Raw genomic sequence first — 22,663 nt, forward strand, 5'->3', positions numbered from 1 at the left:
GAGAACCGCCTTCTGTGGCTATCGTTCCGCCGTGCGTCCCTCTAGGTATGTCCACCGAGAAATCCCAGAGCCAGACCCTGACCTTCGCCGTCGCCGCGGAGGCCGCATCGCCGACCGAAACCCGCGTCTCCGTCCGGGACTTCGAGTTCGTCGTCGACGAGCCCGAATCGCTGGGCGGGGCGAACGCCGGGCCGAACCCCGTCGAGTACGTCCTCGGCGCGCTCGCCGGCTGTCTGAACGTCACGGCCCACGTCGTCGCCCGCGAGATGGACCTCGACGTTCGGGACCTCGAAATCGCCATCGAGGGCGGCCTGGACCCCGCGAAGTTCATGGGCAAGCGCGACGATGCCCGCGCCGGCTACGAGGAGATTCGCGTCGCGGTCACCGCCGACGTCGACGCCGACGCCGAGACAATCGGCGCGTGGCTCTCCGCGGTCGAAGCGCGCTGTCCGGTCAGCGACAACCTGAGCACCGCGACGCCGCTCGCGCTCTCGTTCGACCGGCGGGAGTGAGCGACCGCCGCCCGTCGCCGCCCGTCGCCGCCGCGGGAATCGACCGTCGACCCCGCCGCCTTTTTCGCCGTCTCGCCACGGGGATAGAGCCAAACCGCCGTCCCCCGTACTCTTCCTGTGACCGTCCTGCGCCTCCTTCGACTCCGCCGCCCCGCCGACTTCGCCGACTGGTACCGAATCGGTGCCGAGTACGTCCACGACGTGGCGGCGGGCATGGGGTTTCGCGTCGGCGACTTCGAGTCGCGGGTGGTCCGCGCGACGGACGCCATGCGGGCGGGACGGACCGACCTGCCCCCGGACCTCGCCCGCTCCGTCGCCGCCGACCTGCTGGCCGACGCGGTGTTCTGCGACCCGTTTTGCCAGTGGATGCCGCTGTGGTACGAACTCGGCCTCGCGGCCCCGTGTGCCTACGCCGAGTTCCGGCTCCGGCGGGTCGCCGAACGGTACGCCGACGACCTCCCGCACCTGTCGGTGCCGCGGTTTTCCCGCCCGGAAGACGTGTACGTCGACGGCCGGCCCGCGACGGCGTACGTCGACGGCTTCGCCGAGCGGTTCGTCCTCGCCGACGCCGTCCTCCACCTGGAGTGGTTCGCCTACGTCGCCCGCGAGTCGGGCGTCTTCGTCCCCCCGCTTTTGGTCGAGCGAACCCGCGAGCAGACCGTCGCCTACTACGCCGGCCGGCGGACGGAACTCGACCCCGACGTGCGGACCTTCCAGCGACTGCTGTTTTCGGACGACGAGTGGGTCCGCCGCATCGCCGACGTGTACGACGTCGACAGCGCCCTGTTCGACTACTGGGCGCGAATCCTCGCGCGGGAGCGCCGCCGACTGTCGACGTTCGACGGCTGACCGACCGGTCGCCGAGGTGTGCGTTCAGTGCACACGCATCATATGACATTTGAAAAATGTTTTAACGGTGGAGGTAGTACGCGTCTACTGCAGGTAGATACCTGCACTTGGGTTGCGTATACCGGGGAGGTTTTTCCCCAGTGTCCGTGGAGTGCGGGCGGGTGCCCGGTCGTCCGCGCTCTTCCTTCTCATCCGTCGAGCCGTGCGTTCGTCGCGCAAACGGTATCGGCTTCGGCGTCGGTCACGCCTCGGGGAGTTCGACAGCGCCGAGTTGCGTGAGCATGCCGAGCATGTCCGGCTGGACCCACCGCTCGGCGATCACGCCGTCTTCGATGCGGGTGAACACCATGTTTCCCACCTCGATGGACTTCCCGGTCGGTTCGATGCCCATGAACGCGCCGTCGTGGGTCCCGCGGAGCGTGACGCGCATCGCGACCGTGTCGCCCGCCGAAACCGTGTCTTCGACCGTCGCCGAGAAGTCGCTGAACGACGCTTTGAGCCCCGAAATCTGGGCTTTGAGTTCGTCGCGTCCGCGGACCTCGCCGAGCGGACTGTGGTCGCGGACGTCCGCGGCGCAAATCTCGTCGACGAGGCCGATGTTCCCCTCGCTCGCGACTTCCTCCGGGAAGCGTCGAGCGAGTCGCTCGTTCCCGGTCGGCGTCGGTGTCGGTGTGCTTGCTGATGCCATCTCTGTGTTTCCTTCTGTCGCACCCGTCCACAGACGGCAACCCTCTCACTTCCCGTCGGCGGCGGATACACCAGCGTATACGCCGTGCGAGATGTTAACTATTATTCGTTGTAAATGGAGTGTCGCGGAAGCGTCTGTGTTTTATTAATGCATGACTCGCGGCGCTCACGAACACGACCGACGAACGCTCAGCGAGTGGAAAATGAATAATACGATAGAAAATGCCCCAAACAGACGTAAATAAAACAATTCTGGATTAATACGGCGGTATTTGCACGATGTTCGCACACACACCCGAGTCGGGAGTGTTGCCCTCGATAGTGCTTGTGTGTAAAGCGAGCACAACCCGATTCGCGCACGGTATCCGGGTGCGGTAATCTTTGTAGTGAACCTGAGTACATTTCGGGCCGACGCACGTACGGCGAACCCTCAGTGATGACTCTCTCACAGCAGACGGGCCGACGGTCGCAGTCGGCGACCGACCCGTTCGAACGCAATACGTATATGGGTGTGCTCGCTCGATTTCCGACAATGAACGACACGGTAGTACGGTGTTGTGCGGATGAGTGAGGTCCGCAACGACGTTCAGGCGTACACGCTCCGACTCGAACTCGTCGACGAGCCCGGCGAACTCCTGCGCTCGTTGCAACCCATCGCCGAACACGGGGGGAACCTCCTCTCGATTTTCCACGAGCGCGGCAACGTCACCCCGCGCGGCTACATCCCGGTGGAAGTCGACATCGAGGCGACGCCCGACCGCTTCGACAACATCGTCGAGGGGCTGAGCGAGGCCGGCATCAACGTCATTCAGGCCGGGACCGAGCGCTACAGCGAGCGTCTGACCATCATCCTCTCGGGTCACCTCATCGAGACGGACCTCTCCGACACGCTGACGCAGATCGAGGCGACGCGGAACGCGACGGTCACCGACATCTCGCTGTCCGCGCCCGCGGGCTCTATCGACGTCTCCAGCGCCCGCCTGCAACTGGCCGCCGAATCGGGGTCCACCGAAGACGTCCTCTCGGCGATGCGCGACATCGCCGACGAGAAGGACCTCCAGCTCGTCGAGCCGCTGACGGTGGGGGGTCGCGCGTGAGACTCTGCGTCCTCGGTGCCGGCGCGGTCGGAAGCGCCGTCGTCGAACTGGCCGCCGAACACGGCCACGTCGTGACCACGTTCGCGGACTCGGAAAGCGCCGTCGTCGACGCCGACGGCATCGACGCCGACGCGGTGCTGTCGAAGAAGCGAGAAGAAGGCGTGGTCGGCGACGCGGACCCCGAGTCGGTGTTCGACGCCGACTACGACGTGTTGGTGGAGGCGACGCCGACGACGCTCGGCGACGCCGAACCCGGCTTCTCGCACGTCGAGCGCGCGCTGGCCGACGACCGCCACGTCGTGCTCGCGAACAAGGGCCCGGTCGCGGAACGGTACGCCGACCTGCGCGCGCTCGAAGCCGAAAGCGAGGGGACCGTCCGCTTCGGCGCGACCGTCGGCGGCGCGCTTCCCATCCTCTCGACCATCGAGGACGTGGGCTCGTCGCGGGTGTCGGCTGTCTACGGCGTGCTGAACGGGACGGCGAACTTCGTCCTCTCGCGGATGGCCGCCGAGGGCCTCGACTACGAGCACGTGCTCGCGGAAGCCCAAGACCTCGGCGTCGCCGAGGCCGACCCGACCTTCGACGTGGACGGCACGGACACGGCGCTCAAGGGCGTCATCGTCGCCAACGTCCTCTCGGACGGCGAGACGGAGTACACGCTCGACGACGCCGACGTCGAGGGGATTCAGGAGCTTTCGGGCAGTATGCTCGACCTCGCCGCCGAGGACGGCCAGACGATTCGACTCATCGTCGAAGTCGCGGACGGCGCGGTTCGCGTCGGCCCGCGATTGGTGCCCGAAAACGGGGCGGTCGCCCCGTCGGGAACGGAAAACGCCGTCCAAATCGAAGCCGACTACTGCGGTCGACTCGGCATCACCGGCCAAGGGGCCGGCGGTCCCGAGACGGCGAGCGCGGTGCTGACGGACGTCAAGCGACTTGCCGACTGACGTCGGCGGCCGAGTCCGCGGCGAAAAGAGATGAAACGAGTCTGCTGACGGCGGGCGACCGGCGGGTCGCAGTCGTCAGTCCGAGAGCGTCAGTTCCTTCGGCACCGACACCTCGCTCCGAATGGTGTCGATGACCTGCCCGTCGACGCGCTCGTTTTTGGTGAGTTCGATGAGCGAGGCGAGCTTTTCGAGCGGAATCTGCCCCGGCGCGTAGTCGTTGTCGTCCGCGAGGAGGGGCGCGTATCCGAGTTTCGACCCGTAGAGGTGGCCGATGACGCGCGTGTGGCTCCCGATTTCGCCCATGGAGATGCCGGCGACGTCGATGCCGCGGTTGGTCGCGTCGTTGACGGCCTCCAAGAGCGTGAGCGTGTCACGCTGGTTCTGGGGGAACACCGCCACCTTCGCGATGTCGCCGAACTCCGCGCACTGCTCGATAATCGCGTCGAGCACGTCTCGGTCGGGCGTCTCCTCGAAGTCGTGATGCGAGATGATGAGCTGGACGTCGTTCTCGCGGAACTCGTGGGCCAGCCACTCCTTGGCGCGAACGGTCTCGAGCTCGATGTCGACGAACTCCACGGCGTCGTACCGAGATGCGGAAAACAGGTCGTCCAGTCGTCCGGTGTCGCTCGCCTTCCCTCCGAACCAGCGAGCGCGATTGGTCGCGATTATCGGGAGTTCGCCGTCGTACGCGGCGAGTTGTTCGAGCGGGTCGTCCGCTTTGTCCATCCGGAATTCGATGAGGTCTGCCACCCCTCGTGCGTCTACCTCTCGTGTGAGGTCGTTTGTTGTCGCCGCCAGTGCAGACTCGTCGAGTTTCATGTGAACGCCTATCACCCCGTCGCCTATAAATGTTAGCTGTCGGCGCAAGAGTTCTTACCTCCTCGTAGGCGGTGAGAGACGCCGTTTTCGGCGGATTCTCCGGAACGTTCATCGACGATGTCGAGCCTGAGCCGAAGTTTACGAGGCGGTGACTTGAATGCCTCCGAGAAATCGTCGACGTTCGACCCACAGGGTCGGCTATCTGTTCCCCCGGCGGTGCGAACGAACCCGCAGTCGGTATCCGTTGGAACGGGTGGGGCTCGCGAGTGGACGCGCGGAGCAGTTGTTCGGTCCCCCGTCCGACCGATGCTCGGCCGACCAGCACCCGACCCGAACAGAACCTAACAACTCAGAATTACTCAAACATATCTGATAGTACTGTCGTAGACCCAGCCGCGACACCGCTGAATCGAGACGCGCCGCCGCGCCGACAACCGGGACGGTTCCGCGGACGCATCGGCCGCTTCGGCGCGAGCGACCACGTCGAAGCACGACGCGTGTTCCCCGGAATTCACCGCGCCGAAGAGACCCATTCGAGGAGGTTCGACAGCTTTCCGAGGTCGATGTCGTTCGGAGAGTGCTCGTCGCTAACGATGGGCGCATAGGCAATCGACGCACCGTAGAAAACGCCGATAACGCGGGTGTGGCGGCCGATTTCCCCCAACGCGTAGCCGGTGACTCGCACGCCCCGCTCGGAGGCGGCGTTGAACGACTGTAACAGCGCGAGCGAGTCCGACTTCTCCTCGGCGGAGACGACGAGCTTCGCCACGTCGCCGTACTCACTGCATTCTGACATTATCTGTAACAGTTCTGATTTCTGAGGGGTACTCTGTCGGTCGTAGTGGGAGACGATGAGTTCGACGTCGTGCTCGCGCAGTTCGTCCCGAAGCCACTCGCACTCGCGAATCGTCCGCAGTTCCACGTCGACCGTCTCGACGGCGTCGAACGCGGCGGCGGCCGCGAGGGTCTCCAGTCGGTCGGACTCGCCGGCGGTGCCGCCGGCCCACTCCGGCCGGTTCGAGACGATGAGCGGGAGCGTCCCGTCGTACTCGTCGAGCGCGTCGAGCGGGTGGGTCGCCCCGTCCATCCGGAACTCGACGTAGTCGGCGATGCCCTCCGCGGCCGCCGCTTCGGTCAGCGTCTCGGTCACTCCGGCCAACGCGTATGCGTCCCCAGCCATGGAACTGGATACCGAGCACTCGTATAAAAATAGTTCCCCGCCGAGCGCGCTTCGGCGTTACCTGTCAGCCCCTCGAAACCCGACACACAGTCACGCACGCCGCCGTTTCGACAATATTGGAACCGTGCGAGAACACGGAATCTCGGTCAACGACGCGGTTTTACCGATAGACATTACAATGCTACTTCTGTAATTAACATGGTCTTACAGGCCGAATCTATTTCAACGATGTCGAAAATCGAGGGTCAGTGACGGCACTGTTTCGACTGAGACGAACTTACCGCCGCCACCAAGATTTAAATTGGGGAGTTCCGTATCCCTCAGTAACGATGGTTACGCAGCAAGTGCTAGTCACGGGTCCGTTCGGTGAGGCGGGCGAAGCGATTCTCAACCACCTCGCGGAGCGCGACGAGTACGAGTTCACGTATCTCGACCGGACCGAGCATCCGGAGTACGAGACGTTCGTCGCCGACATCGCGGATTACGAGGCCATCCGCCCGGCGTTCGACGGGCAGGACGCCGTCATCCACCTCGCCGCGCAGTCCGACGCGGGCGCGGCCTTCGAGGACATCATCGAGCCGAACATCATGGGGACGTACAACGTCCTCAAGGCGATGGAGGACGCCGGCGTCGAGAAGCTCATCTACGCCTCCTCCCAGCGCGTGATGGGGCTGTACGAGGAGGACCTCGCGCCCGACCTCTACGAGGAGGACTATCCCAGCGAGTACGACCCGCTTCGACTCACCCACGAGACGCTCCCGAAGCCCGACGGCTACTACGGTGCCTCGAAGGTGTTCGGCGAGCACATCTGTCGGACGCACGCCCGCCGCGACGGCGCGCCGAACCAGGTCTACTCGATTCGCATCTCCAGCGTCCGGACCGAGCGGTACGACCACCCCTACGGCGACGCGGAGCGCGGCGTCGACCGCGGCGACGAGCACAAAGTCGAGGAGGGAGAGGTGTGGGACCAGTCGCAGACGGGGTCGTGGGAGCGCGGGAGTCCCGAGTACGAGGAGATGGTCAAGCGGCTCAAGGCGACGTGGACTTCCCAGCGGGACTTCGCGCACCTGCTCGAATGCTGTCTCGAAGACGAGTCGGTCACCTACGACACGTTCTACGCCGTGAGCGGCAACAAGGCCCGCTGGTTCGATATCGACCACGCGAAGGCGGTCCTCGACTACGAACCGGCCGACGACGGCTCCGAGTGGGACAGCCCGCCGGAGTGAGACGACGAGCGACCGCCGCCGAGCGCGGCGACCGCACCCGACGGCGCTGAGACCCCCCGCTCAGTACTGCTTGATTTTCAGCTCGATGATGTTCTTCTTGTTCAGGAGCGCCGGCCCGAGTTCCTCTTCGATGCGGCCGTCCTCGATGCGGCTCATCGGGCCGCTGATGCTTATCGCACCGACGGCGTCGTCCGGTTCGGAGACGATGGCGGTCCCGACGGCGCAGACACCGGGGTAGTGTTCCCCGCGATTGATGGAGTAGCCTCGGTCGCGAATCGCTTCGAGTTCCTCGTGGAGCGCCTCGCGGTCGGTGATGGTGTCGTCGGTCAGGGCGGGGAGGCCGCGGCGGTCGACGATGCGGTCGACCTCGTCCCGCGAGCGCTCCGCGAGCATCGCCTTCCCCGTCGCCGTCGAGTGCAGGTAGAGGTGGTCGCCGAGCGGCGCGTCGTCGTCGATTGACTCCGGGCTCTGGGCCTTGTAGAGCTGGACGGCGAACCCGTTTTGCTCGACCGTCACGTTGGTGTGCTCGCCGGTCTGTTCTTTCAGTTCGTCGAGCTCCGGCTTGGCGACCCGGTACAGCGCCATCCCGTCGCGCATCGACCCGCCCATCTCCAGAAACCGGAGGCTACAGCGGTACTCGTTTCCGACCTTGACGACGTAGTCGGTGTCCACGAGCGTCGCCAGATGGATGTGCGCCGTGCTGACCGGCATCTCCATGTCCTCGGCGGTCTCCGACAGCGTCGCGCCGTCGGCCTCGCGAAGATATCTGATGATGTCGAACGCCTGTCCGACGCTCTGTATCCGCCGCGAGCCCGACCCGGTGGAGTTCGTCATGACTCGACGATGGGCCACCGCGTCCCTAATAGCACCGGTTCGTTTCAACGATGTTGGAGTTCGGGGAGAATCGTCACGACCGCCGGCGTCGCGGGACCGACGCGCCGCTCGCTATCGGTCGAGTGCTCGGGAAAAACCGCGGGTCGCGCGGATGGCATGACAGTCGAGGCGCGGCCTTCTCGGGGCAGTCGCGGTCGCCGCCTGCCGCGTCGCGTTTCGGTGCCGCTACTGAATCGAGTCTTCGGGACCGACGATGGTCAGGTTCTCGAACAGCTCGTCGTAGCCGTTGAGTTCGTAGAGGTACTCGCCCTCGAGGACTTCCTCGCGGACGGAGTCCTCGGCGCTGAGCTTCTCGTGGGCGCGTTCGAGGACTTCCTCGGCTCCCTCGCGGGGGATGACCGCCAGCCCGTCGTCGTCGCCGATGACGATGTCGCCGGGGTCGACGCTGACGCCGCCGACGGAGACGGTGACGTTGATGGAGCCGGGGTCCTGCTTGAGCGGTCCCTGCGGGTTGACGCCGCGGCCGTACACCGGGAACTCCATCTCGGCGATTTCCCGGCTGTCGCGGTACGCGCCGTCGATGACCAGTCCGGCGAGGCCGTTGGCCTGACACGAGGTGCACATCAGTTCGCCGACGTGGCCGGTGTCGGTGTAGCCGTCGCAGTCGATGATGAGCACGTCGCCGGGCTCGGTCAGCGTAATCGCCTTGTGGATGATGAGGTTGTCGCCGGGGGCGGCCTTCACCGTGACCGCGGTCCCGGCCATCTCGACGCCGTCGTAGGCGGGGCGAAGGCCGGCGTCCATGGTCAGTCCGATGTTGCCGGTCACGTCGGAGACGATGGTGCTCGGGATCTCCTCGAACGCCTCGACGAGTTCGCGGTCCGGTCGCTCTACGTCGGGCTCTATCGTGTGCATACCCGACCCGACGCGGACGATTCACGTTAAACTATCGGTCGGTCGAACGCTTGCACTCCGCGCCAGCGTCGCGGGCACGCCCCGGTCGGGAGTGCCGTCGCTCGCGGCGACGTGAGAGCCGACGAAAGGGAGAAGGGCGCAGGTACGTGTCGCGTGGTGAGTCGGTCGGTCGCGGGGCTCGGAATTCGACTGCGGCGTTACTGCTCTTCGATGCCGAGTTCGTCGACGAGGTTGCCGTAGAACTCGTACTGCTGGTCGAGGAAGTCCTGGAGCTCGTCGGGGCCGCGTTCGACGCGGATGAAGTTGTTGTTCTCCATGAACTCCACGAACGAGTCGTCCTCGTAGACGGCGCTGTACACGTCGGCGAGTTGCTGTTTCAGCTCGTCGTCGATGCCGGCGGGCGCGAAGTGCGCGAGCCACGAGCCGATGGAGATGTCGAGGCCCTGGTCCGCGAGCGTCGGCGTGTTCGGGAGCGCCTCGACCTGCTGGTCGAACGCCACGCCGAGGGCGGACAGCCCGCCGTCTTGGACCTGCGGGGCGACCTCGGCCGCGCCGACCGCGGTACAGTCGACCTCGCCGTTCACGACGGCCGTCATGGCCGGGGCGGCACCCTCGTAGGAGATGTGTTCGACGTTGACGCCGGCCTCGCTGGCGATACCCGCCGCGGCCATGTGCCACGACGAGCCGAAGCCGGAGTTCGCCATCTGCAGGGTGTTGTCCTGCCCGTAGGTAATCCACTCGTCGAGCGTGGAGAACTCGGCGTCCTCGCTGACGACGAGCGCCGCGGGGAACTCGGTGTACTGCATGATGGGCGTGATGTCGTCGGGGCTGAGGTCGGCGATTCCGAGGTGCTCGAACAGCGCGATTTCGGGGGCCGTACAGCCGATGGTGTGGCCGTCGGGCTCGGCGTTGGCCGCCGCGTTCATCCCGACCGAGCCGGAGCCGCCGGTCTGGTTGCTGACGTTCCACGAGACATCGGTGTGGTTCTCGGCCGCGTCGGCGACCGCGCGACTGGTCCGGTCGGCTCCGCCCCCGGCCGACCACGGGGAGATGACTTCGACCGGCCGAGAGGGCCACTCCTGCTCGCCGGAGAGACTGCCGAGACAGCCGGCAGAAAGCGCCACTCCGCCGACGCCGGCGGCCTTGATGAAGTTCCGTCTGTTCAGCGCGCTGGGTCCACTCCGATTGCTAATGGTGTCGTCTCCCATTGTACCCGAATGTTTGAACAATCCATACAATAAGCATTGTGGTCCCTCCGAATATGGCGCGACGGTCGGTATCGCGGTGCAGTTCGGACGGGTCGTGCCACCGCGCGCGGCAGAACATAGGGACTCGCGCACGCGACGCGATTTCAGGCCCCCGCAATCCGCGGGTCCCCGCCGGCCGACCCCGCAAGCTTCTCCCCCAAGAGCGTAGATTTATACCCCGGCGGTATTCAAGGAGATGTATGCGCGGGTTAGCCAAAACGAGCCGAGAGCCCGGAGCTATGGAACTCCTCGACGTCGAGACGCCCGAGCCGGCGTCGAACGAGGTCCTCATCGAAGTCGACTACGCCGGACTCTGCGGGAGCGACGCGGGAATCTACAAGTTCAAGTCCGCCTTCGAGCGGATGGATATGCCGACTATCATCGGCCACGAGTACACCGGCCGCGTGGTCGAGCGCGGCGACGAAGCCACCCGGTTTTCCGTCGGTGAGCGCGTGGTCGAGCGCCCGATTCGCGGCTGTGGCGAGTGTTTCCAGTGCCAGATCGGCGAGGAGAGCATCTGTCAGGACGCGACCCTGACCGGCATCGACCTCGACGGGGCGTACGCCGGCTACATCGCCGTCCCCGAGTCGGCGCTCCAGTCGGTCCCGTCGAACGTCGAACCGAAACACGCGGCGCTCGTCGAGCCGACGGCAATCTGTACGCGCGCGGTCATTCAGAACTCCCGTGTCAAGGCCGGCGACCGAGTGCTCGTCGCCGGGCCGGGACCCATCGGGTTGCTCTGCGCGCAGGTGGCCGCCTCGCAGGGCGCTGAAGTCGTCGTCGCGGGCGTCGGTCGGGACACGAACTACCGACTGCCGCTCGCGGAGGAGCTCGGCTACCCCGCGGTCAACATCGAAGAAGACGACCTGACCGCCACCCAGCGCGACCTGACCGGCGGCGTCGGCTTCGACGTGGTGTTCGACACGACCGGCCACCCGTCGGGACTGCCGATGGCGGTCGAGCAGGTCCGCAAGGGCGGCCAGATCGTCCTCGTCGGTCAGACCGGCGAGACCACGATGGAGTACACGCCGCTCGTCCGCGCGGAGGTCGACCTCCAGTGTACCTACGGCGCGACCTTCGAGGACTTCGAGCGGGCGTTCCGACTCATCGGCTCGGGCGACGTGGACCACGCCACGTTCCTCGACGACCGGTTCCGGCTCACCGAGTCCGAAGACGCCTTCGAGGCGTTCCTCTCCGGCGAGACCTGCAAGCCGGTGTTCGACGTTTCGGTCCTTCGGGACTGACGCGACCGCTTTCGTCTCGCTCGCAGTCACCCTCAGCGACGGTTCGACTTTCTGCGACAGTTCGACTCTCAGCCACGGCTCGTTTCACAGCCGGAGCATCGCGGCCGCAGTTCCTCCACCGCTCGCCTGACTCTCCGCCGGTCCGGATTCAGCGCGGCCGCTCCGCGGTCGGTCGTCGGAAAAGCATGCCGTTGGTGGGCTATCGAGGTGGGTGACGCCGCCGGCGTCGCTCGGTTCGACGGGGCGTGGTCACTCCGGCCGGGGGTCCCACTCGCGCTCGACGAGGAAGTCGTCGAGTTTGCCCTTGGGGTCCTCGAAGACGTGCGAGCCGTGGAAGACGAGAAGCGTCTCGAAGTCGTACTGCAGGAGGTCGTAGAGGTTGATTTCGGCGGCCTCGTGGTCGTCGTTGAATAGCGCCGGCGGCGGGAGGAGATACCCCGCGGGGAGGCCCGCGCGGTCGGCCCCGTCGAGGGTGTCCCCGGAGATGAGGATGCCGCGGTCTTCGAGCAGGAGCGCCGACGTCGCCTTCGTGTGGCCCGGCACCTCGATGACGCGGATATTCCCGTCGAGCACGTCGCCGTCGGTGAACGCCACGTCCGGCTCGTAGTCGATGGCCTCGTGGAGCTTCGACTCGTTGGCCGACGCGACGAGTTCGGGGTCGAACGCCTCCATCACCGACGGGAGGCCGCCGTGGTGGCCGTGGTCGCCGTGGGTGATGACGACGCGGTCGACGCCGCCGTACTCCCGCTCCAGAATCTCGACTAACTCGTCGCCGTCCTCGTCGAAGCCGGTGTCGACGAGCGTCGTCTTCCCCGCCGGCGTGTCCTTCAACACGAGTACTCGGACGTGTTCGAACTGAATCTGGTCGATACCCTCGGTGACGTTGCTAACACTCATTCCGGTGGAAGGGTAGTTCGTAACGCTGGTTAATTCTATCGATGGACGCGAAACGCGGCGCCCTCGACGGCAGAGCTATCAGATCCACTACTGTATCGCTCGCCCGCCGAGACCCGCCTCGGTGTGTGCGAACGTCCACTCTCGATAGCGAGTTCCGACCGCGACTGGCCGATAGTCGCGACCGCACGTAGTCTTCGTGTCGAAATCGTGACTTTCAGCCCCGAGCGGCCGCGGAAAGACCAATATGTTTATTACATACGATTGCTTGGTATCATACCACGAGGCAGAACAAATAATGGTCATTCAGAAAGTCGGGGCCGTCCTTGATAGAATCGGCTTGGAGAGTGTTCGTTCAAGTCCGCTGTCAGTCTTCTTCATCCTGTTTTCGGCCGTCGTCATCTTCTTCGCGAGCCAGTTCCCGTCGGGTGACGGCGTCGGGCCGTCGTTCTTCCCGATAGCGGTGTCGGTCGGCATCATCTTCTTCGCGGGTATCGACGTGCTGACCGGTTCCGAGACGGAACTCGAAATCTCGGAGTTCGACTTCAGACCGGCGGCCGCCGTCGCGGCGTTCCTCGTCGGGTACGTCCTGTTGATGCCGGTTTTGGGGTTCCTCGTGTCGACTATGCTGTTCATGCCGGTCGTCCTCTACTACTCGGACATCCGGTCGAAACTGCTGGGTGTGGCGCTGTCGATTGGGTTCCCCATCGCGCTGTTCTACATCTTCGCCCGGATTTTCCTCGTGCGCCTGCCTGAAGGCGTCATCCCGGTGTCGCGGCTACTGCCGCAACTTCCGCTGGTGGTGACCTTCTGATGGTCGTCGAATATATCACTCAGGCGCTCGTCAACCTCGCCGACCCGTTCGTCCTCCTGCTCATGGTCAGCGGGATATTACTCGGTATCCTCATGGGTTCGATTCCGGGGATGACGGCGACGATGACCATCGCGGTCCTGCTGTCGTTCACCTTCACGATGGAGCCGAGTCAGGGGATGATTCTCCTGTTGGGTATCTACGGCGGTGCGGTCTACGCGGGGTCGATTCCGGCGATTCTCATCCGCACGCCGGGCACCCCGTCGGCGGCGGCGACCATCTTCGACGGCCACCCGCTCTCCCAGAAGGGCGAGGCCGGCCGCGCGATTCGCGTGAGCACCATCGCGTCGTTCGTCGGCGGCGTCATCAGCGTCATCGCGCTGATGTTCTTCTCGCCGGTCATCGCCGACATCGCCCTCCGGTTCCGGTCCCCGGAGTTCTTCGCGCTCGCCTTCTTCGGACTGACCATCATCGCCAGCGTGAGCGGCGACTCGCTCACCAAGGGGATGGTCTCGGGTCTGTTCGGGATGCTCGTCGCGACGGTCGGTATCGACCCCGTGACCGGCTTCCACCGCTTTACGTTCGACATTCCCGAACTGCTCACCGGCGTCGAGTTCATCGCGGTCATGATCGGCCTGTTCGGCATCGCCGAGGGGCTCCGCAAGTACTCGCAGGGCATCAACAGCGGGAACGACCGCGTCGACCAGGAGATAACCGGCGTGTTCCCCTCGCTTTCGGACCTGCGGTCCATCGCGCCGGTCAGCGTCGGGTCGGGCATCCTCGGGTCGTTCATCGGCGCGATTCCCGGCGCTGGCGGCGACATCGCGGCGTTCATCACGTACAACGAAGCCACCCGCTGGCTCAAAGACAGCGTCCCGTCGTTCGGCGATGGGAACATCCGCGGCGTCGCGGCCGCCGAGTCCGGGAACAACGCGAGCACCGGCGGCGCGCTGATTCCGACGCTGACGCTCGGTATCCCCGGCGACTCCGTCTCCGCCATCCTCATCGGCGCGCTGTTGGTCCACGACGTGAACCCCGGTCCGGGCCTGTACCAAGAGGAGCCGGTCTTGCTCTACACCATCTTCGTCGGGTTCCTCCTCATCTACGTGTTCATCCTCATCTTCGGCATGCTCGGCGCGAACTACTGGGCGCGCCTCATCAACATCCCGAAGTCCCATATCTGGCCTGCCATCCTCGTGCTGTGTGTCATCGGGGCCATCGCCCTCCGCGGCAACGTGTTCGACGCGTGGATCATGCTCGGTGCGGGCGTGCTGGGGTACGCGATGCGGCTCCGGGGCTATCCGCTGGCCCCGATGGTGCTCGGGCTCATCCTCGCGCCCATCGCGGAGGAGAACCTCCGTCGGTCGCTCGTCCTCTCGGGCGGCTCGCCGACCATCTTCCTCACGAGCCCCATCGCCCTCGTCATCATCCTGCTCGGTCTGGGCGCGATTGCGCTCCCCACCGTGCGCTCGCTTCGCGCGTAACGACGCCGCAGACCTCACCGCTTTTCTCACGCCGCGTTCGTTCCTCCGTCTGGTTCCGTCCCGCCGTTTGCACCCGACCAGCGCACCGCTCGGCGTTCTCGACGCGTGCGGCGCTTCGACAGCCGGCGAGACGCGCCCGGAGCCGACACCGAGACTGGTCACGACGGCTGGCTGAACCTTGTTCTCTCCGTTTACCTGCTGTCCTCTTCGTTTCTCACCCGCCCTCCCCAGTTGCTTCTGTGTTCGCCCGCTTCCCACAGCCCCCACGCGACCGCGTCGATGTCGCGGGCGAACCGATTGAACTGATCGCCATTATTTCGATGATGTTGAAATACAGGGGTAATTTTCTGTCTATTCACCTCGGAATTACAGACGTACCTGTGTCACGAATTTCGTCCGATTTCGAGTTGATTACGACATCGTTGAAAGCACGCCTGGTTCGACGGTCGAATTCACGAGTCGCGTCGGCTATCGAAACCGCGAATCGAGACCGCGAGTCGCGTCGACGCGCCGGTCGGTGGTCGCTTCGAGTGGGATTCGGCGAAACGATATTATATCCCACCGTGGTACACGCAGGTATGGTCGTTGTTGCAGCGGTCGACCGTTCAGGTCGGTCATCACACGTTGTCGCGGAAGCCGCATCGCTGGCGGCGGCGTTCGACGAATCGGTCCACGTCGTCCACGCGCTGACCCGCTCGGAGTTCGTCGACCTCGGGCTGACGAGCGCGCAGGCCGAAGCGCCGAAGGACATGGAACAGATTCGGTCGGCGGCCGCCGAGATGGCCGCAGACTCCGTGTCGGGGCTGGACGTCCCGTACGAGACGGTGGGGCTCGTCGGTAACCCGGCCGACGAAGTCATCGAGTACGCCGAAGCGCAGGACGCGAGCTACATCGTGGTGAGCCCGCGACGCCGCTCGCGCACCGGGAAGATGCTGTTCGGGAGCGTCGCCCAGTCGATTCTCCTGAACGCGTCGTGTCCCGTCGTGTCGACCCTCGCCGACGCGGAGTAGCGTCGTTCGGGGTGGCGACTCTCGGCCACCCGCCGCTCGGTGCCGGCGGTCGGTTGCCGACGGTCGGTTGCCGACGGCCGGATACCCGTTACACGCGCGTGAGAACGCGCGTCCCCCTTTTTATCGCGGCTCGTCGTAGCGTCGACTGCACATGACAGTGACCGCAGTCGCAGACGGAGTGTACACGATACAGTTCGACCACGTCCGCGTGTTCGTCATAGAGGACCGACCGACCGGCGCGACCACGCTGGTCGACGCGGCGTTCCCTGACGACGGCGAGGAGTTAGTCGAGATTCTGGAGTCGGAGTTCGGCGGCGTCGACCGACTCGTCATCACCCACGGCGACGAGGGACACTTCGGCGGGACCCCCGCCGTGTTGGACGCGTTCGACCCCGAACTGCTCGTTCCCGGCGGCGCGAAGGGGTTCTACGACGCGCTCGACGTCGAGGCCGACCGCCACTTCCGCCACGACGACGTGCTCGACGGCGGGATTCGAATCGTGCAGGTCCCGGGCCACACGGTCGCAAACAGCGGCCTGCTCTTGGAGGACGACGGCGTGTTCATCGCCGGCGACGTGGTCGAGGGGTCGGACCGCCGCGGCCTCCCGCCGGGGTTCCTCGTCCCGCCGGCGGCGCAGTTCAACGACCTGAGCCACGAGGAAGCCGAGCGGAACCTCGTCAAACTGTTCGAGTACGACATCGAGACGGTCCTCGTGAGCCACGGCACGCACGTCGAGGAGGACCCGCTCGGGAAGTTGGACGACTGGCTCATCGACCGTCAGTGGACGCTGTCGTACTGAGCCGTTTCGAGTCGGTCGGCGACGCACCCGACGGGCCGCCGCGGAGACGCACAGCTAGCGGCGATCCGAGAGCCGGCACTGTCTAGTTAAGTCAGTTTGAGGAACGAGCAGGTCGTTGAGCTAATTCGGGATGAAGTCCGCAGACCGGCTCAGCGAGCGCTTTGCGGCGGGTTATGAAGAAATTTGAGCGCGTAGTGGACGGCGACGTCCCAGACTCGCAAAGCTCTCGTGCGCCCGTCAGAACGCGGAGCGTTCTGAGGACGCCCGTTAGGGCGTTCGACGCCCAACTCCGGACGACTAACTTTACTTAAATAACAACAGAGATTCTCCGGCTGCTTGGCGTTCAACGCTCTCACCAAGGCGTCTGGACGTTCACATGTCGGCTGGCTGTTAGTCGTCACAACCCGCCTGAGACGAAACCGAAACGGATTGCGGTCGACGAGACCGATGCCAAAATCGATGGCGGTTAGTCTTGTATAATTACTACAATAAACATCGAGACAAAACCGATTCTTGACGTCGAATCGTTCGGACGAAATAGTGCTGATCCGGCTGCAGCGTTTCTCCATCGGCTCTCTGAGAAACACGGTCTCTCAGGCGCTGTGATCCCCGTTGACGGCTCCGATTATCCGACTGCAATCTCTCGATTAGGATTGAGCGGTCGGCTTGACTACGTTGAGCGAAACCTCGCCGGAACGTGGTTTCAAACCCGTGAAATCCGAGTCGAACACTTCTGTGATCCCTCGGTGGTCAGTCACGCGGTCGTCTGCGATTATCTTGTCTTATTTATGCAATACTACTTGCCCAACGACCGCATCAATCGCTCGACGGAAGAACACCGGTCGAGGAGGTCACTAACTAGACAGTGCCAGCGGGGGAAACGCGTTAGGTTTCTCAATAATCACAGTAGGATTCCGACGAGCGCGCCGACGCTCGACCACGCCACCAGCGGCGCGAAATTGTGACCGTCGTTCGTCCGCCTTACATCGCTGGACGGAGACGCGCCAATAGATCGAGATCCCATTGCTGTGTCCGTTCCCAGAGCAACATCGCGGGCGGGAGTGCGATCACCGCCGCCAGGAACGAATAAGTGACGCTCAGGCCGATCAGGACGCCGAAGTTGCCGAGAATCGGGGTGATGGCGAGCGCGAGCGCGCCGGTCCCCAGCGCGGTCGTCAGCATACTGCCGAACAACGCGCCTCCCGTTCCGGTCAGCGTGATCATCATCGCTTCGTGCGCACCCGTCGTCGCGTCGTACTCGTCGATGAAGCGGTGAGTCGTGTGTACCGAATAGGCGATACCGACCCCGACCGAGATGGAGAGAATCGTCGCGGTCAATGCGTTCAGCGTGATGTCCAGATACCGCATCGTCCCGAGCAGGAACGCGATGGCGATCAGTATCGGGAAGACGTTAACCACGCCGAGCATCGGTTTGCGTTCCAGGATTCCGTATATCGCCACGAGGAATGCGGCGGTCAGCACGACTGCGAGGACGAGTCCCTGAATCGCCGACTGGAAGATACGGTCCATCACCGCCGCGCGGACGACGATATCTCCCGTGGACGTCGCTTTAAACTGGAACGTGTCTGCCAACTCGTCCCCACCGGTTGTCACCTCTGTCTGTGAGGCATCGGAGTCGGTCTGATATTCGACCAGCGCGGACCGGTAGTCTTCAGTGAGGTACTGTTCGGCCCGCCCGCTCGCCGAGGATGCGAACAGTTCGTCGTAAATTCGTTCGAGGTTCTGGTCGGGTATCCCGTTATCGTTCTGGTCGTTCCGAGCGACTAAGGCGGCGAACTCTTCGTCTTGATCCGCGTGGGATTGAATGACGGTCACGATGCTCCGTGCCTGTGCTTGCCCACCGGGTCCAACTGCGAACGACTCCGGGGGGTTGTCGTTCGGAGCCACGAGGGTTTCGAGCGCGTGATCTTCCTTGAAGTTTCCCTCGGCGTATATTTTCACGGTACTCCCCTGACTGCTCCCGAACTTCTCATCGAGCAAGTTGATCGTTGACGTGATCGTATACTCGCCTGGCGCGAACGGTTCAGGTAAGCCCGTGACGTAGGCTGGGAGCTCCTCGGGCGGGAGGAAGTCCTCGTTTTCGAACGAGGTGCCGACGCCGGCCCCGTACGCGCCCATGGCGACACTTGACAGGACTAGTCCCAAGACGATTACCGTCGGTGCGTGCTGGCTCACTCGTGCGGGGAACGCTAACACCCGTCCGAGGGCTGAGTCCTCGGACGCTATCGGAGACGAGTTGAACTCCGGGACGCCGAGACGCGTGCGCACGTTATCGCACACCAACTTGGCTGCGGGTAGAAACAGCCCGAAGATGAAGAACGTGAACAGGATACCGACCGCTGACGCGATGCCCAAATTCCGAATCGGCGTCAGGTCGGAGATGACGTTTGCACCGAATCCGAACACCGCAGTCACGGTGACGATGACGAACGCGATCAGGAGCTGGGCGTTCGCTTCTCGCATCGCTTCGACCGCTTCGAACCCGCGTTCCGTCTCTTCTCGGTAGCGGTTGATGATGTGGATCCCGAAGTCGACGCCGACCGCAAGCAGTAACACCGGGACCGAAATCATCTGCTGGCTGAACGGAATCCCCGAATACCCGAGGAACCCGAACGTCCAGATGATCGTCATCACGAGCGCGACCAGTCCCAACAGGACGTCGATGGGGTCACGGTATGCGACCACCAAGAAGAATAGTAACAGGAGGATCACGACGGGCATCACAATCAGGAGCGAGTCCTGCACGGACTGCGAGATCTCTGTTTCGGTCGTCCCTGACCCGAACGCACGAACGTCGCCCGGCGTATCGTCAGCGACCGCTTGAAGGTCCGTCTGGACGGCAGTCAGGTCGTCATCACCGAAGCTCCCGGGGAAGTCGTGCGAAATCGTCGTAATCGATGCAGACGCGGAGACGCTGGTCGGATTGAAATCGTTTGACACTACTCCGGTAAGTCGGGACCCATCTCGGAGTTCTCGAACGGCCTGTCTGATTTCGGACGGAGTCGCACGTTCGAGCGTTCGCCGATGCTCTGCCGGCGTCGTCGCTGACGGGTTGAGATGCTGTGCAATGATCGGAGCCGGGCCACGAGCCGAGTCCATCCGGAACTCGTCGCGTTCGGCAACGCGTTCGAGCAGGCGAGCGTCACGGACGAGTGCCTCCTTAGTCAGGACGTTGCTGTTCGTCCGAATGAGTTGCGTCGTCGTCTGGGCATCTGTCTGGAACGGCTCCTCGAAGTTCTGTTCGACCTCTTCGAGGGTCGCCTGTTCGGGTAAGTCATCCGTGAACGCGTCAAGCCCGCCCGCGCTCATCTGTACAGACCCTAACCCGCCGATGAACACGCCCGTGAGCAACAAAAAGACGACGACAACTGCGCGTGGGCGGTCCACGATTGTCGTGTTGAGGCGTTCTGTCGCCGTTTCAATCCTCTCAGCCAGTGGCATTACTTCCGCCTCCAGTAGACGACTGCGACACCGCCTGCGACAACCACCCCCAATCCTAAGATGAGCGTGATGGGCGACACGCCGCTGTTCTGCGGTTTGACAGCGTCCAGCGGCTTTCTGAACGTGTCCGTGAGATGGGTTCTGCCGTCGCTGTCCGTATACCGGAAGTCGAACGAAATCGGATACGTGCTTCCCGCCGTCGCGGACGCCGCCGCCGTCACTTCGAACGCCAGCGTCGTGGACTCACCGGGCTCTAAGGACTCGATATAGCTCGTGTCCGAGGCCCCGGCGCTGAGGGGGTCGTCGGCGAACAGCCGCGCTTCGACGTCGGTGACCGTCTCGTTGAGGTTGTTCGTCACTTCGACGGTGACGACCCGCGATTTACCCACGGTGATCGTCCGGTCGGAAACCGCGAGTCCGAATTCGTCTCGGTCCGGACCGATAGTCGCCAGGAGGTCGAGTTTGTCGTAGGTCCGCCGATCTCCGTCGCCGTCACGGTACCAAACCTCGACATTGAGTAATTTGTCGCCGACCTCTGCCTCACTCGTAACTTCCATCGGGAGCCGGAAGGACTTGGACTCGCCCGGAGCGAGCGACCCGACGGCGGTGGAATCCTCGCTCGGGACGACGGATGCCGGATTGTCCACCGGGCGAATCGTCACGCTTCGTACCGTGTTGGGGCCGGTGTTCTCGACTGTGCCGACGATTTCCCCATCTTCGCCCACTCGGAGCGACGAGGACACGTCCGAGAAGGCGAACGACTGTGCGGGGAGCGACTCGACAGTGGTCGTGATCGGGCCGGACGTACGACTAATGCCGTCGGTGTCGTCGTAATTGACCACCAGATCAACCGCGTATGCGCGCACCGCCGAGTTGGACTCTAGTGCGGCACTGTACGTGATCGTCCGGTTTTCGCCCGGCTCCCAGTCGCCGACGGACGCCGTCGAGGACGCGTCGCCGGACTCGAACGTCAGGGAGCTACTCTTTGACTCTGCGTTCACACTCGCGGCTTTCGCAACTTCCGAGCCGGTGTTCCTAAGCGTGACCGAGATATCGTTATCGTCGCCGACTTGGGCCGTCGCGTTTGTCTCGATGACCTCGAACCGAGCGTCGTCCTTGATCTGAATCGTTATCGAGCCGGTCTGCGTTCGCGTGGAATCGGTTCCTTCGGTGGTTCCGCTGGGACCGTACCGAAGTTGGCGGGTGTACGAGTACTCGTAGGTGACGGGAATCTGATAGGTCCCCGGCTCGGCGTCTTCCGGAACCGTGACCGAGACTGTCTTCTCCGTGCTTCCAGTCGGGAAGTTCCCGATAGAAACCTGTCCGGTTTGGACGTCGATTGGTGCGTCTTCGTCGTCTACTTCGAACGTCAATCCCCTCGCAGTCATCACCTCCTCTTCGTACTGCGACGGGCCGTGTTCGATAATCAGTCCGCGATTGACAACCGAGATTGTGAGCTCGTCAGTCGTGCCAGCTGAAAGCGTCCCGGACGACGTTGCAAACGTGATATCCGGGTTCCCAACGATGTCTCCGGACTGTGATGTCTGAGCGGTCGCAACAGCGGGGACCGCACCAGCGATGAACCCCACGACGAGAACGGCGGTGAGCGCGATGGCCAGCGGCCGCGAGCTACGAAGTGTATCCTGTATCATTCTGATCCTTATTGAGTACTCAGTCAAATCCGTGGCGGGGAGATTAATGTGTCGGTTCAGGTCAACAGCGTGCGCGACTCTGACGCGGAGACCACCGCGTGTAGATGGCAGATAGATAGTCTCCAGCGACCATCATTCGAAGAGGGTAACCGCTAATTAGGTGCAGGGGCAACTCGACAGCATGGACAAACGGGCCCCTCTTTTTGTCGACGAGCCTGATGATACCAAGACGGAGATATTGAAAGCGACGTTTGACGCCCTTGCCGAGCACGGATACGCCAATCTGACGATCGACCGAATCAGTCAGCACTTTTCCAAGTCTGAGGGGTTGGTCTTCTACCATTACGATGGAAAAGACGACGTTCTTTTGGACCTCCTCAACTACTTACTGTCTCGATTTAGAGAGGTCGGAATGCCCGTCTCTGACGATGGAGACCCGGAAACCAGACTTCGGAGCCTCTTTGACCAAGTTATCCCCGAGCCCGACGAGCAACAAATCCGAGATTACGAAACGGTACTGACGGAGTTGCGAATGCGGGCCGCACAAGACGAAGCGTTCCAAGAGTGCTTCAATCAGTCTCAAGACGTTTTCCGCGAAACGATACGGGAGATACTGCAGGACGGTATCGAATCTGGCGATTTCAGGGAGATGGATCCGGAGCTAGTCACGAACTTTCTGGTAACGCTCGTGAGCGGGCGGACGTTTGAACGGGTGACGACAGGTATCTCTCGGCCCATCCAGTCAGAGCTGGATAACTATATCAAATACAGGCTCTTGGCAGACGCGGAGGACAACGTCTGAGAACGTGGGAAGACAGCTCTCCCACTGTTCATCCCTTAACTAGACGTTGCCCCGAGAACCCGATATATAATAATCGCAGATATACTGTGACATAGATATTTCTGTATCGTGGAATTGGCCCGATTAACGGTTCGAAAACGGAATATTCCCACTACACACGGTCGAAATGGCTAACTTCGCGTATTACTCGGT

20 protein-coding genes and 1 pseudogene are annotated in these 22,663 nt (G+C 63.5%); 12 read left to right on the forward strand and 9 right to left on the reverse strand.

The window, feature by feature from the left end; all coding sequences use genetic code 11:
• Positions 1-47 precede the first annotated feature (47 nt).
• Together IEV64_RS07950 and IEV64_RS07955 are read left to right on the forward strand one after the other, a co-directional pair.
• A complete protein-coding gene (locus tag IEV64_RS07950) occupies positions 48-512 on the forward strand; it encodes an OsmC family protein (protein WP_188423579.1) in 465 nt (154 codons plus the stop codon).
• 117 nt (positions 513-629) lie between these two features.
• Entirely contained in the window at positions 630-1,361 is a 732-nt protein-coding gene (locus IEV64_RS07955) for a DUF8116 family protein (RefSeq protein ID WP_188423580.1), read from the forward strand.
• Between the two features lie 241 nt (positions 1,362-1,602).
• Here the strand turns inward: IEV64_RS07955 and IEV64_RS07960 are convergent, their stop codons facing one another.
• On the reverse strand, positions 1,603-2,049 hold the full coding sequence (locus IEV64_RS07960; protein ID WP_007274815.1) for an ester cyclase: 447 nt from the start codon (positions 2,047-2,049) through the stop codon (positions 1,603-1,605).
• Between the two features lie 562 nt (positions 2,050-2,611).
• Between IEV64_RS07960 and IEV64_RS07965 the strand changes: the two genes are divergently transcribed.
• Both IEV64_RS07965 and IEV64_RS07970 read left to right on the forward strand, forming a co-directional pair.
• Entirely contained in the window at positions 2,612-3,145 is a 534-nt protein-coding gene (locus IEV64_RS07965; RefSeq protein WP_004970351.1) for a hypothetical protein, read from the forward strand.
• Positions 3,142-4,092, forward strand: a complete 951-nt coding sequence (locus IEV64_RS07970; protein ID WP_188423581.1) for a homoserine dehydrogenase — start codon at positions 3,142-3,144, stop codon at positions 4,090-4,092. Before IEV64_RS07965 ends, IEV64_RS07970 begins: the two co-directional genes overlap by 4 nt.
• 75 nt (positions 4,093-4,167) lie before the next feature.
• Here the strand turns inward: IEV64_RS07970 and IEV64_RS07975 are convergent, their stop codons facing one another.
• Entirely contained in the window at positions 4,168-4,842 is a 675-nt protein-coding gene (locus IEV64_RS07975; RefSeq protein WP_188423637.1) for a type I 3-dehydroquinate dehydratase, read from the reverse strand.
• Positions 4,843-5,422: 580 nt separating this feature from the next.
• Entirely contained in the window at positions 5,423-6,091 is a 669-nt protein-coding gene (locus IEV64_RS07980) for a type I 3-dehydroquinate dehydratase (protein ID WP_188423582.1), read from the reverse strand.
• A 329-nt stretch (positions 6,092-6,420) separates the two neighbouring features.
• Between IEV64_RS07980 and IEV64_RS07985 the strand changes: the two genes are divergently transcribed.
• Entirely contained in the window at positions 6,421-7,317 is an 897-nt protein-coding gene (locus tag IEV64_RS07985) for an NAD-dependent epimerase/dehydratase family protein (RefSeq protein ID WP_188423583.1), read from the forward strand.
• 60 nt (positions 7,318-7,377) lie between these two features.
• Here the strand turns inward: IEV64_RS07985 and IEV64_RS07990 are convergent, their stop codons facing one another.
• The 3 genes from IEV64_RS07990 to IEV64_RS08000 all read right to left on the reverse strand — a co-directional run bounded on the left by IEV64_RS07990 (position 7,378) and on the right by IEV64_RS08000 (position 10,274).
• Positions 7,378-8,151 carry an IclR family transcriptional regulator gene (locus tag IEV64_RS07990; protein ID WP_188423584.1) on the reverse strand — a complete coding sequence of 258 codons (774 nt, stop codon included), beginning with the start codon at positions 8,149-8,151 and terminating at the stop codon, positions 7,378-7,380.
• A gap of 225 nt (positions 8,152-8,376) precedes the next feature.
• On the reverse strand, positions 8,377-9,066 hold the full coding sequence (locus tag IEV64_RS07995; RefSeq protein WP_004065137.1) for a 4-carboxy-4-hydroxy-2-oxoadipate aldolase/oxaloacetate decarboxylase: 690 nt from the start codon (positions 9,064-9,066) through the stop codon (positions 8,377-8,379).
• A gap of 197 nt (positions 9,067-9,263) precedes the next feature.
• A complete protein-coding gene (locus IEV64_RS08000; protein ID WP_049920519.1) occupies positions 9,264-10,274 on the reverse strand; it encodes a Bug family tripartite tricarboxylate transporter substrate binding protein in 1,011 nt (336 codons plus the stop codon).
• Positions 10,275-10,513: 239 nt separating this feature from the next.
• Here IEV64_RS08000 and IEV64_RS08005 point away from each other — a divergent pair, with 239 nt between their 5' ends.
• A complete protein-coding gene (locus IEV64_RS08005; protein ID WP_007274808.1) occupies positions 10,514-11,557 on the forward strand; it encodes a zinc-dependent alcohol dehydrogenase in 1,044 nt (347 codons plus the stop codon).
• Between the two features lie 249 nt (positions 11,558-11,806).
• Here IEV64_RS08005 and IEV64_RS08010 read toward each other — a convergent pair whose 3' ends face one another.
• Complete coding sequence (locus IEV64_RS08010) at positions 11,807-12,454, reverse strand: MBL fold metallo-hydrolase (protein ID WP_007274807.1); 648 nt, start codon at positions 12,452-12,454, stop codon at positions 11,807-11,809.
• A 295-nt stretch (positions 12,455-12,749) separates the two neighbouring features.
• On the opposite strand from IEV64_RS08010, the gene IEV64_RS08015 reads away from it, so the two are divergent.
• The 5 genes and pseudogenes from IEV64_RS08015 to IEV64_RS08035 all read left to right on the forward strand — a co-directional run bounded on the left by IEV64_RS08015 (position 12,750) and on the right by IEV64_RS08035 (position 17,417).
• The gene (locus IEV64_RS08015) at positions 12,750-13,265 is read left to right on the forward strand and encodes a tripartite tricarboxylate transporter TctB family protein (RefSeq protein ID WP_007274806.1); all 516 of its coding nucleotides are present in this window, start codon (positions 12,750-12,752) and stop codon (positions 13,263-13,265) included.
• On the forward strand, positions 13,265-14,746 hold the full coding sequence (locus tag IEV64_RS08020; RefSeq protein WP_188423585.1) for a tripartite tricarboxylate transporter permease: 1,482 nt from the start codon (positions 13,265-13,267) through the stop codon (positions 14,744-14,746). The genes IEV64_RS08015 and IEV64_RS08020 overlap by 1 nt, the downstream gene beginning before the upstream one ends.
• Positions 14,747-15,324: 578 nt before the next feature.
• A complete protein-coding gene (locus IEV64_RS08025; protein ID WP_007274805.1) occupies positions 15,325-15,756 on the forward strand; it encodes a universal stress protein in 432 nt (143 codons plus the stop codon).
• Positions 15,757-15,907: 151 nt separating this feature from the next.
• Positions 15,908-16,555, forward strand: coding sequence for an MBL fold metallo-hydrolase (locus tag IEV64_RS08030; RefSeq protein ID WP_188423586.1), 648 nt, complete (start codon positions 15,908-15,910; stop codon positions 16,553-16,555).
• A gap of 194 nt (positions 16,556-16,749) precedes the next feature.
• A pseudogene (locus IEV64_RS08035) lies at positions 16,750-17,417 on the forward strand (transposase domain-containing protein).
• 119 nt (positions 17,418-17,536) lie between these two features.
• Here IEV64_RS08035 and IEV64_RS08040 read toward each other — a convergent pair.
• Together IEV64_RS08040 and IEV64_RS08045 are read right to left on the reverse strand one after the other, a co-directional pair.
• Complete coding sequence (locus IEV64_RS08040; RefSeq protein WP_188423587.1) at positions 17,537-20,017, reverse strand: efflux RND transporter permease subunit; 2,481 nt, start codon at positions 20,015-20,017, stop codon at positions 17,537-17,539.
• Entirely contained in the window at positions 20,017-21,405 is a 1,389-nt protein-coding gene (locus IEV64_RS08045; RefSeq protein WP_188423638.1) for a COG1361 S-layer family protein, read from the reverse strand. Before IEV64_RS08045 ends, IEV64_RS08040 begins: the two co-directional genes overlap by 1 nt.
• A 424-nt stretch (positions 21,406-21,829) precedes the next feature.
• Here IEV64_RS08045 and IEV64_RS08050 point away from each other — a divergent pair, with 424 nt between their 5' ends.
• Positions 21,830-22,471, forward strand: a complete 642-nt coding sequence (locus IEV64_RS08050; RefSeq protein ID WP_007274801.1) for a TetR/AcrR family transcriptional regulator — start codon at positions 21,830-21,832, stop codon at positions 22,469-22,471.
• Positions 22,472-22,663 lie beyond the last annotated feature (192 nt).

The organism is Haloferax sulfurifontis (genome assembly GCF_014635105.1).
GTDB lineage: Archaea > Halobacteriota > Halobacteria > Halobacteriales > Haloferacaceae > Haloferax > Haloferax denitrificans.

Coding starts and splice junctions, on each gene's coding strand:
- IEV64_RS07950 (WP_188423579.1), top strand. CDS start 48: ATGTCCACCGAGAAATCCCAGAGCCAGACCCTGACCTTCGCCGTCGCC.
- IEV64_RS07960 (WP_007274815.1), bottom strand. CDS start 2,049: ATGGCATCAGCAAGCACACCGACACCGACGCCGACCGGGAACGAGCGA.
- IEV64_RS07965 (WP_004970351.1), top strand. CDS start 2,612: ATGAGTGAGGTCCGCAACGACGTTCAGGCGTACACGCTCCGACTCGAA.
- IEV64_RS07980 (WP_188423582.1), bottom strand. CDS start 6,091: ATGGCTGGGGACGCATACGCGTTGGCCGGAGTGACCGAGACGCTGACC.
- IEV64_RS07985 (WP_188423583.1), top strand. CDS start 6,421: ATGGTTACGCAGCAAGTGCTAGTCACGGGTCCGTTCGGTGAGGCGGGC.
- IEV64_RS07990 (WP_188423584.1), bottom strand. CDS start 8,151: ATGACGAACTCCACCGGGTCGGGCTCGCGGCGGATACAGAGCGTCGGA.
- IEV64_RS07995 (WP_004065137.1), bottom strand. CDS start 9,066: ATGCACACGATAGAGCCCGACGTAGAGCGACCGGACCGCGAACTCGTC.
- IEV64_RS08000 (WP_049920519.1), bottom strand. CDS start 10,274: ATGGGAGACGACACCATTAGCAATCGGAGTGGACCCAGCGCGCTGAAC.
- IEV64_RS08005 (WP_007274808.1), top strand. CDS start 10,514: ATGCGCGGGTTAGCCAAAACGAGCCGAGAGCCCGGAGCTATGGAACTC.
- IEV64_RS08010 (WP_007274807.1), bottom strand. CDS start 12,454: ATGAGTGTTAGCAACGTCACCGAGGGTATCGACCAGATTCAGTTCGAA.
- IEV64_RS08015 (WP_007274806.1), top strand. CDS start 12,750: ATGGTCATTCAGAAAGTCGGGGCCGTCCTTGATAGAATCGGCTTGGAG.
- IEV64_RS08020 (WP_188423585.1), top strand. CDS start 13,265: ATGGTCGTCGAATATATCACTCAGGCGCTCGTCAACCTCGCCGACCCG.
- IEV64_RS08025 (WP_007274805.1), top strand. CDS start 15,325: ATGGTCGTTGTTGCAGCGGTCGACCGTTCAGGTCGGTCATCACACGTT.
- IEV64_RS08030 (WP_188423586.1), top strand. CDS start 15,908: ATGACAGTGACCGCAGTCGCAGACGGAGTGTACACGATACAGTTCGAC.
- IEV64_RS08040 (WP_188423587.1), bottom strand. CDS start 20,017: ATGCCACTGGCTGAGAGGATTGAAACGGCGACAGAACGCCTCAACACG.
- IEV64_RS08045 (WP_188423638.1), bottom strand. CDS start 21,405: ATGACTGCGAGGGGATTGACGTTCGAAGTAGACGACGAAGACGCACCA.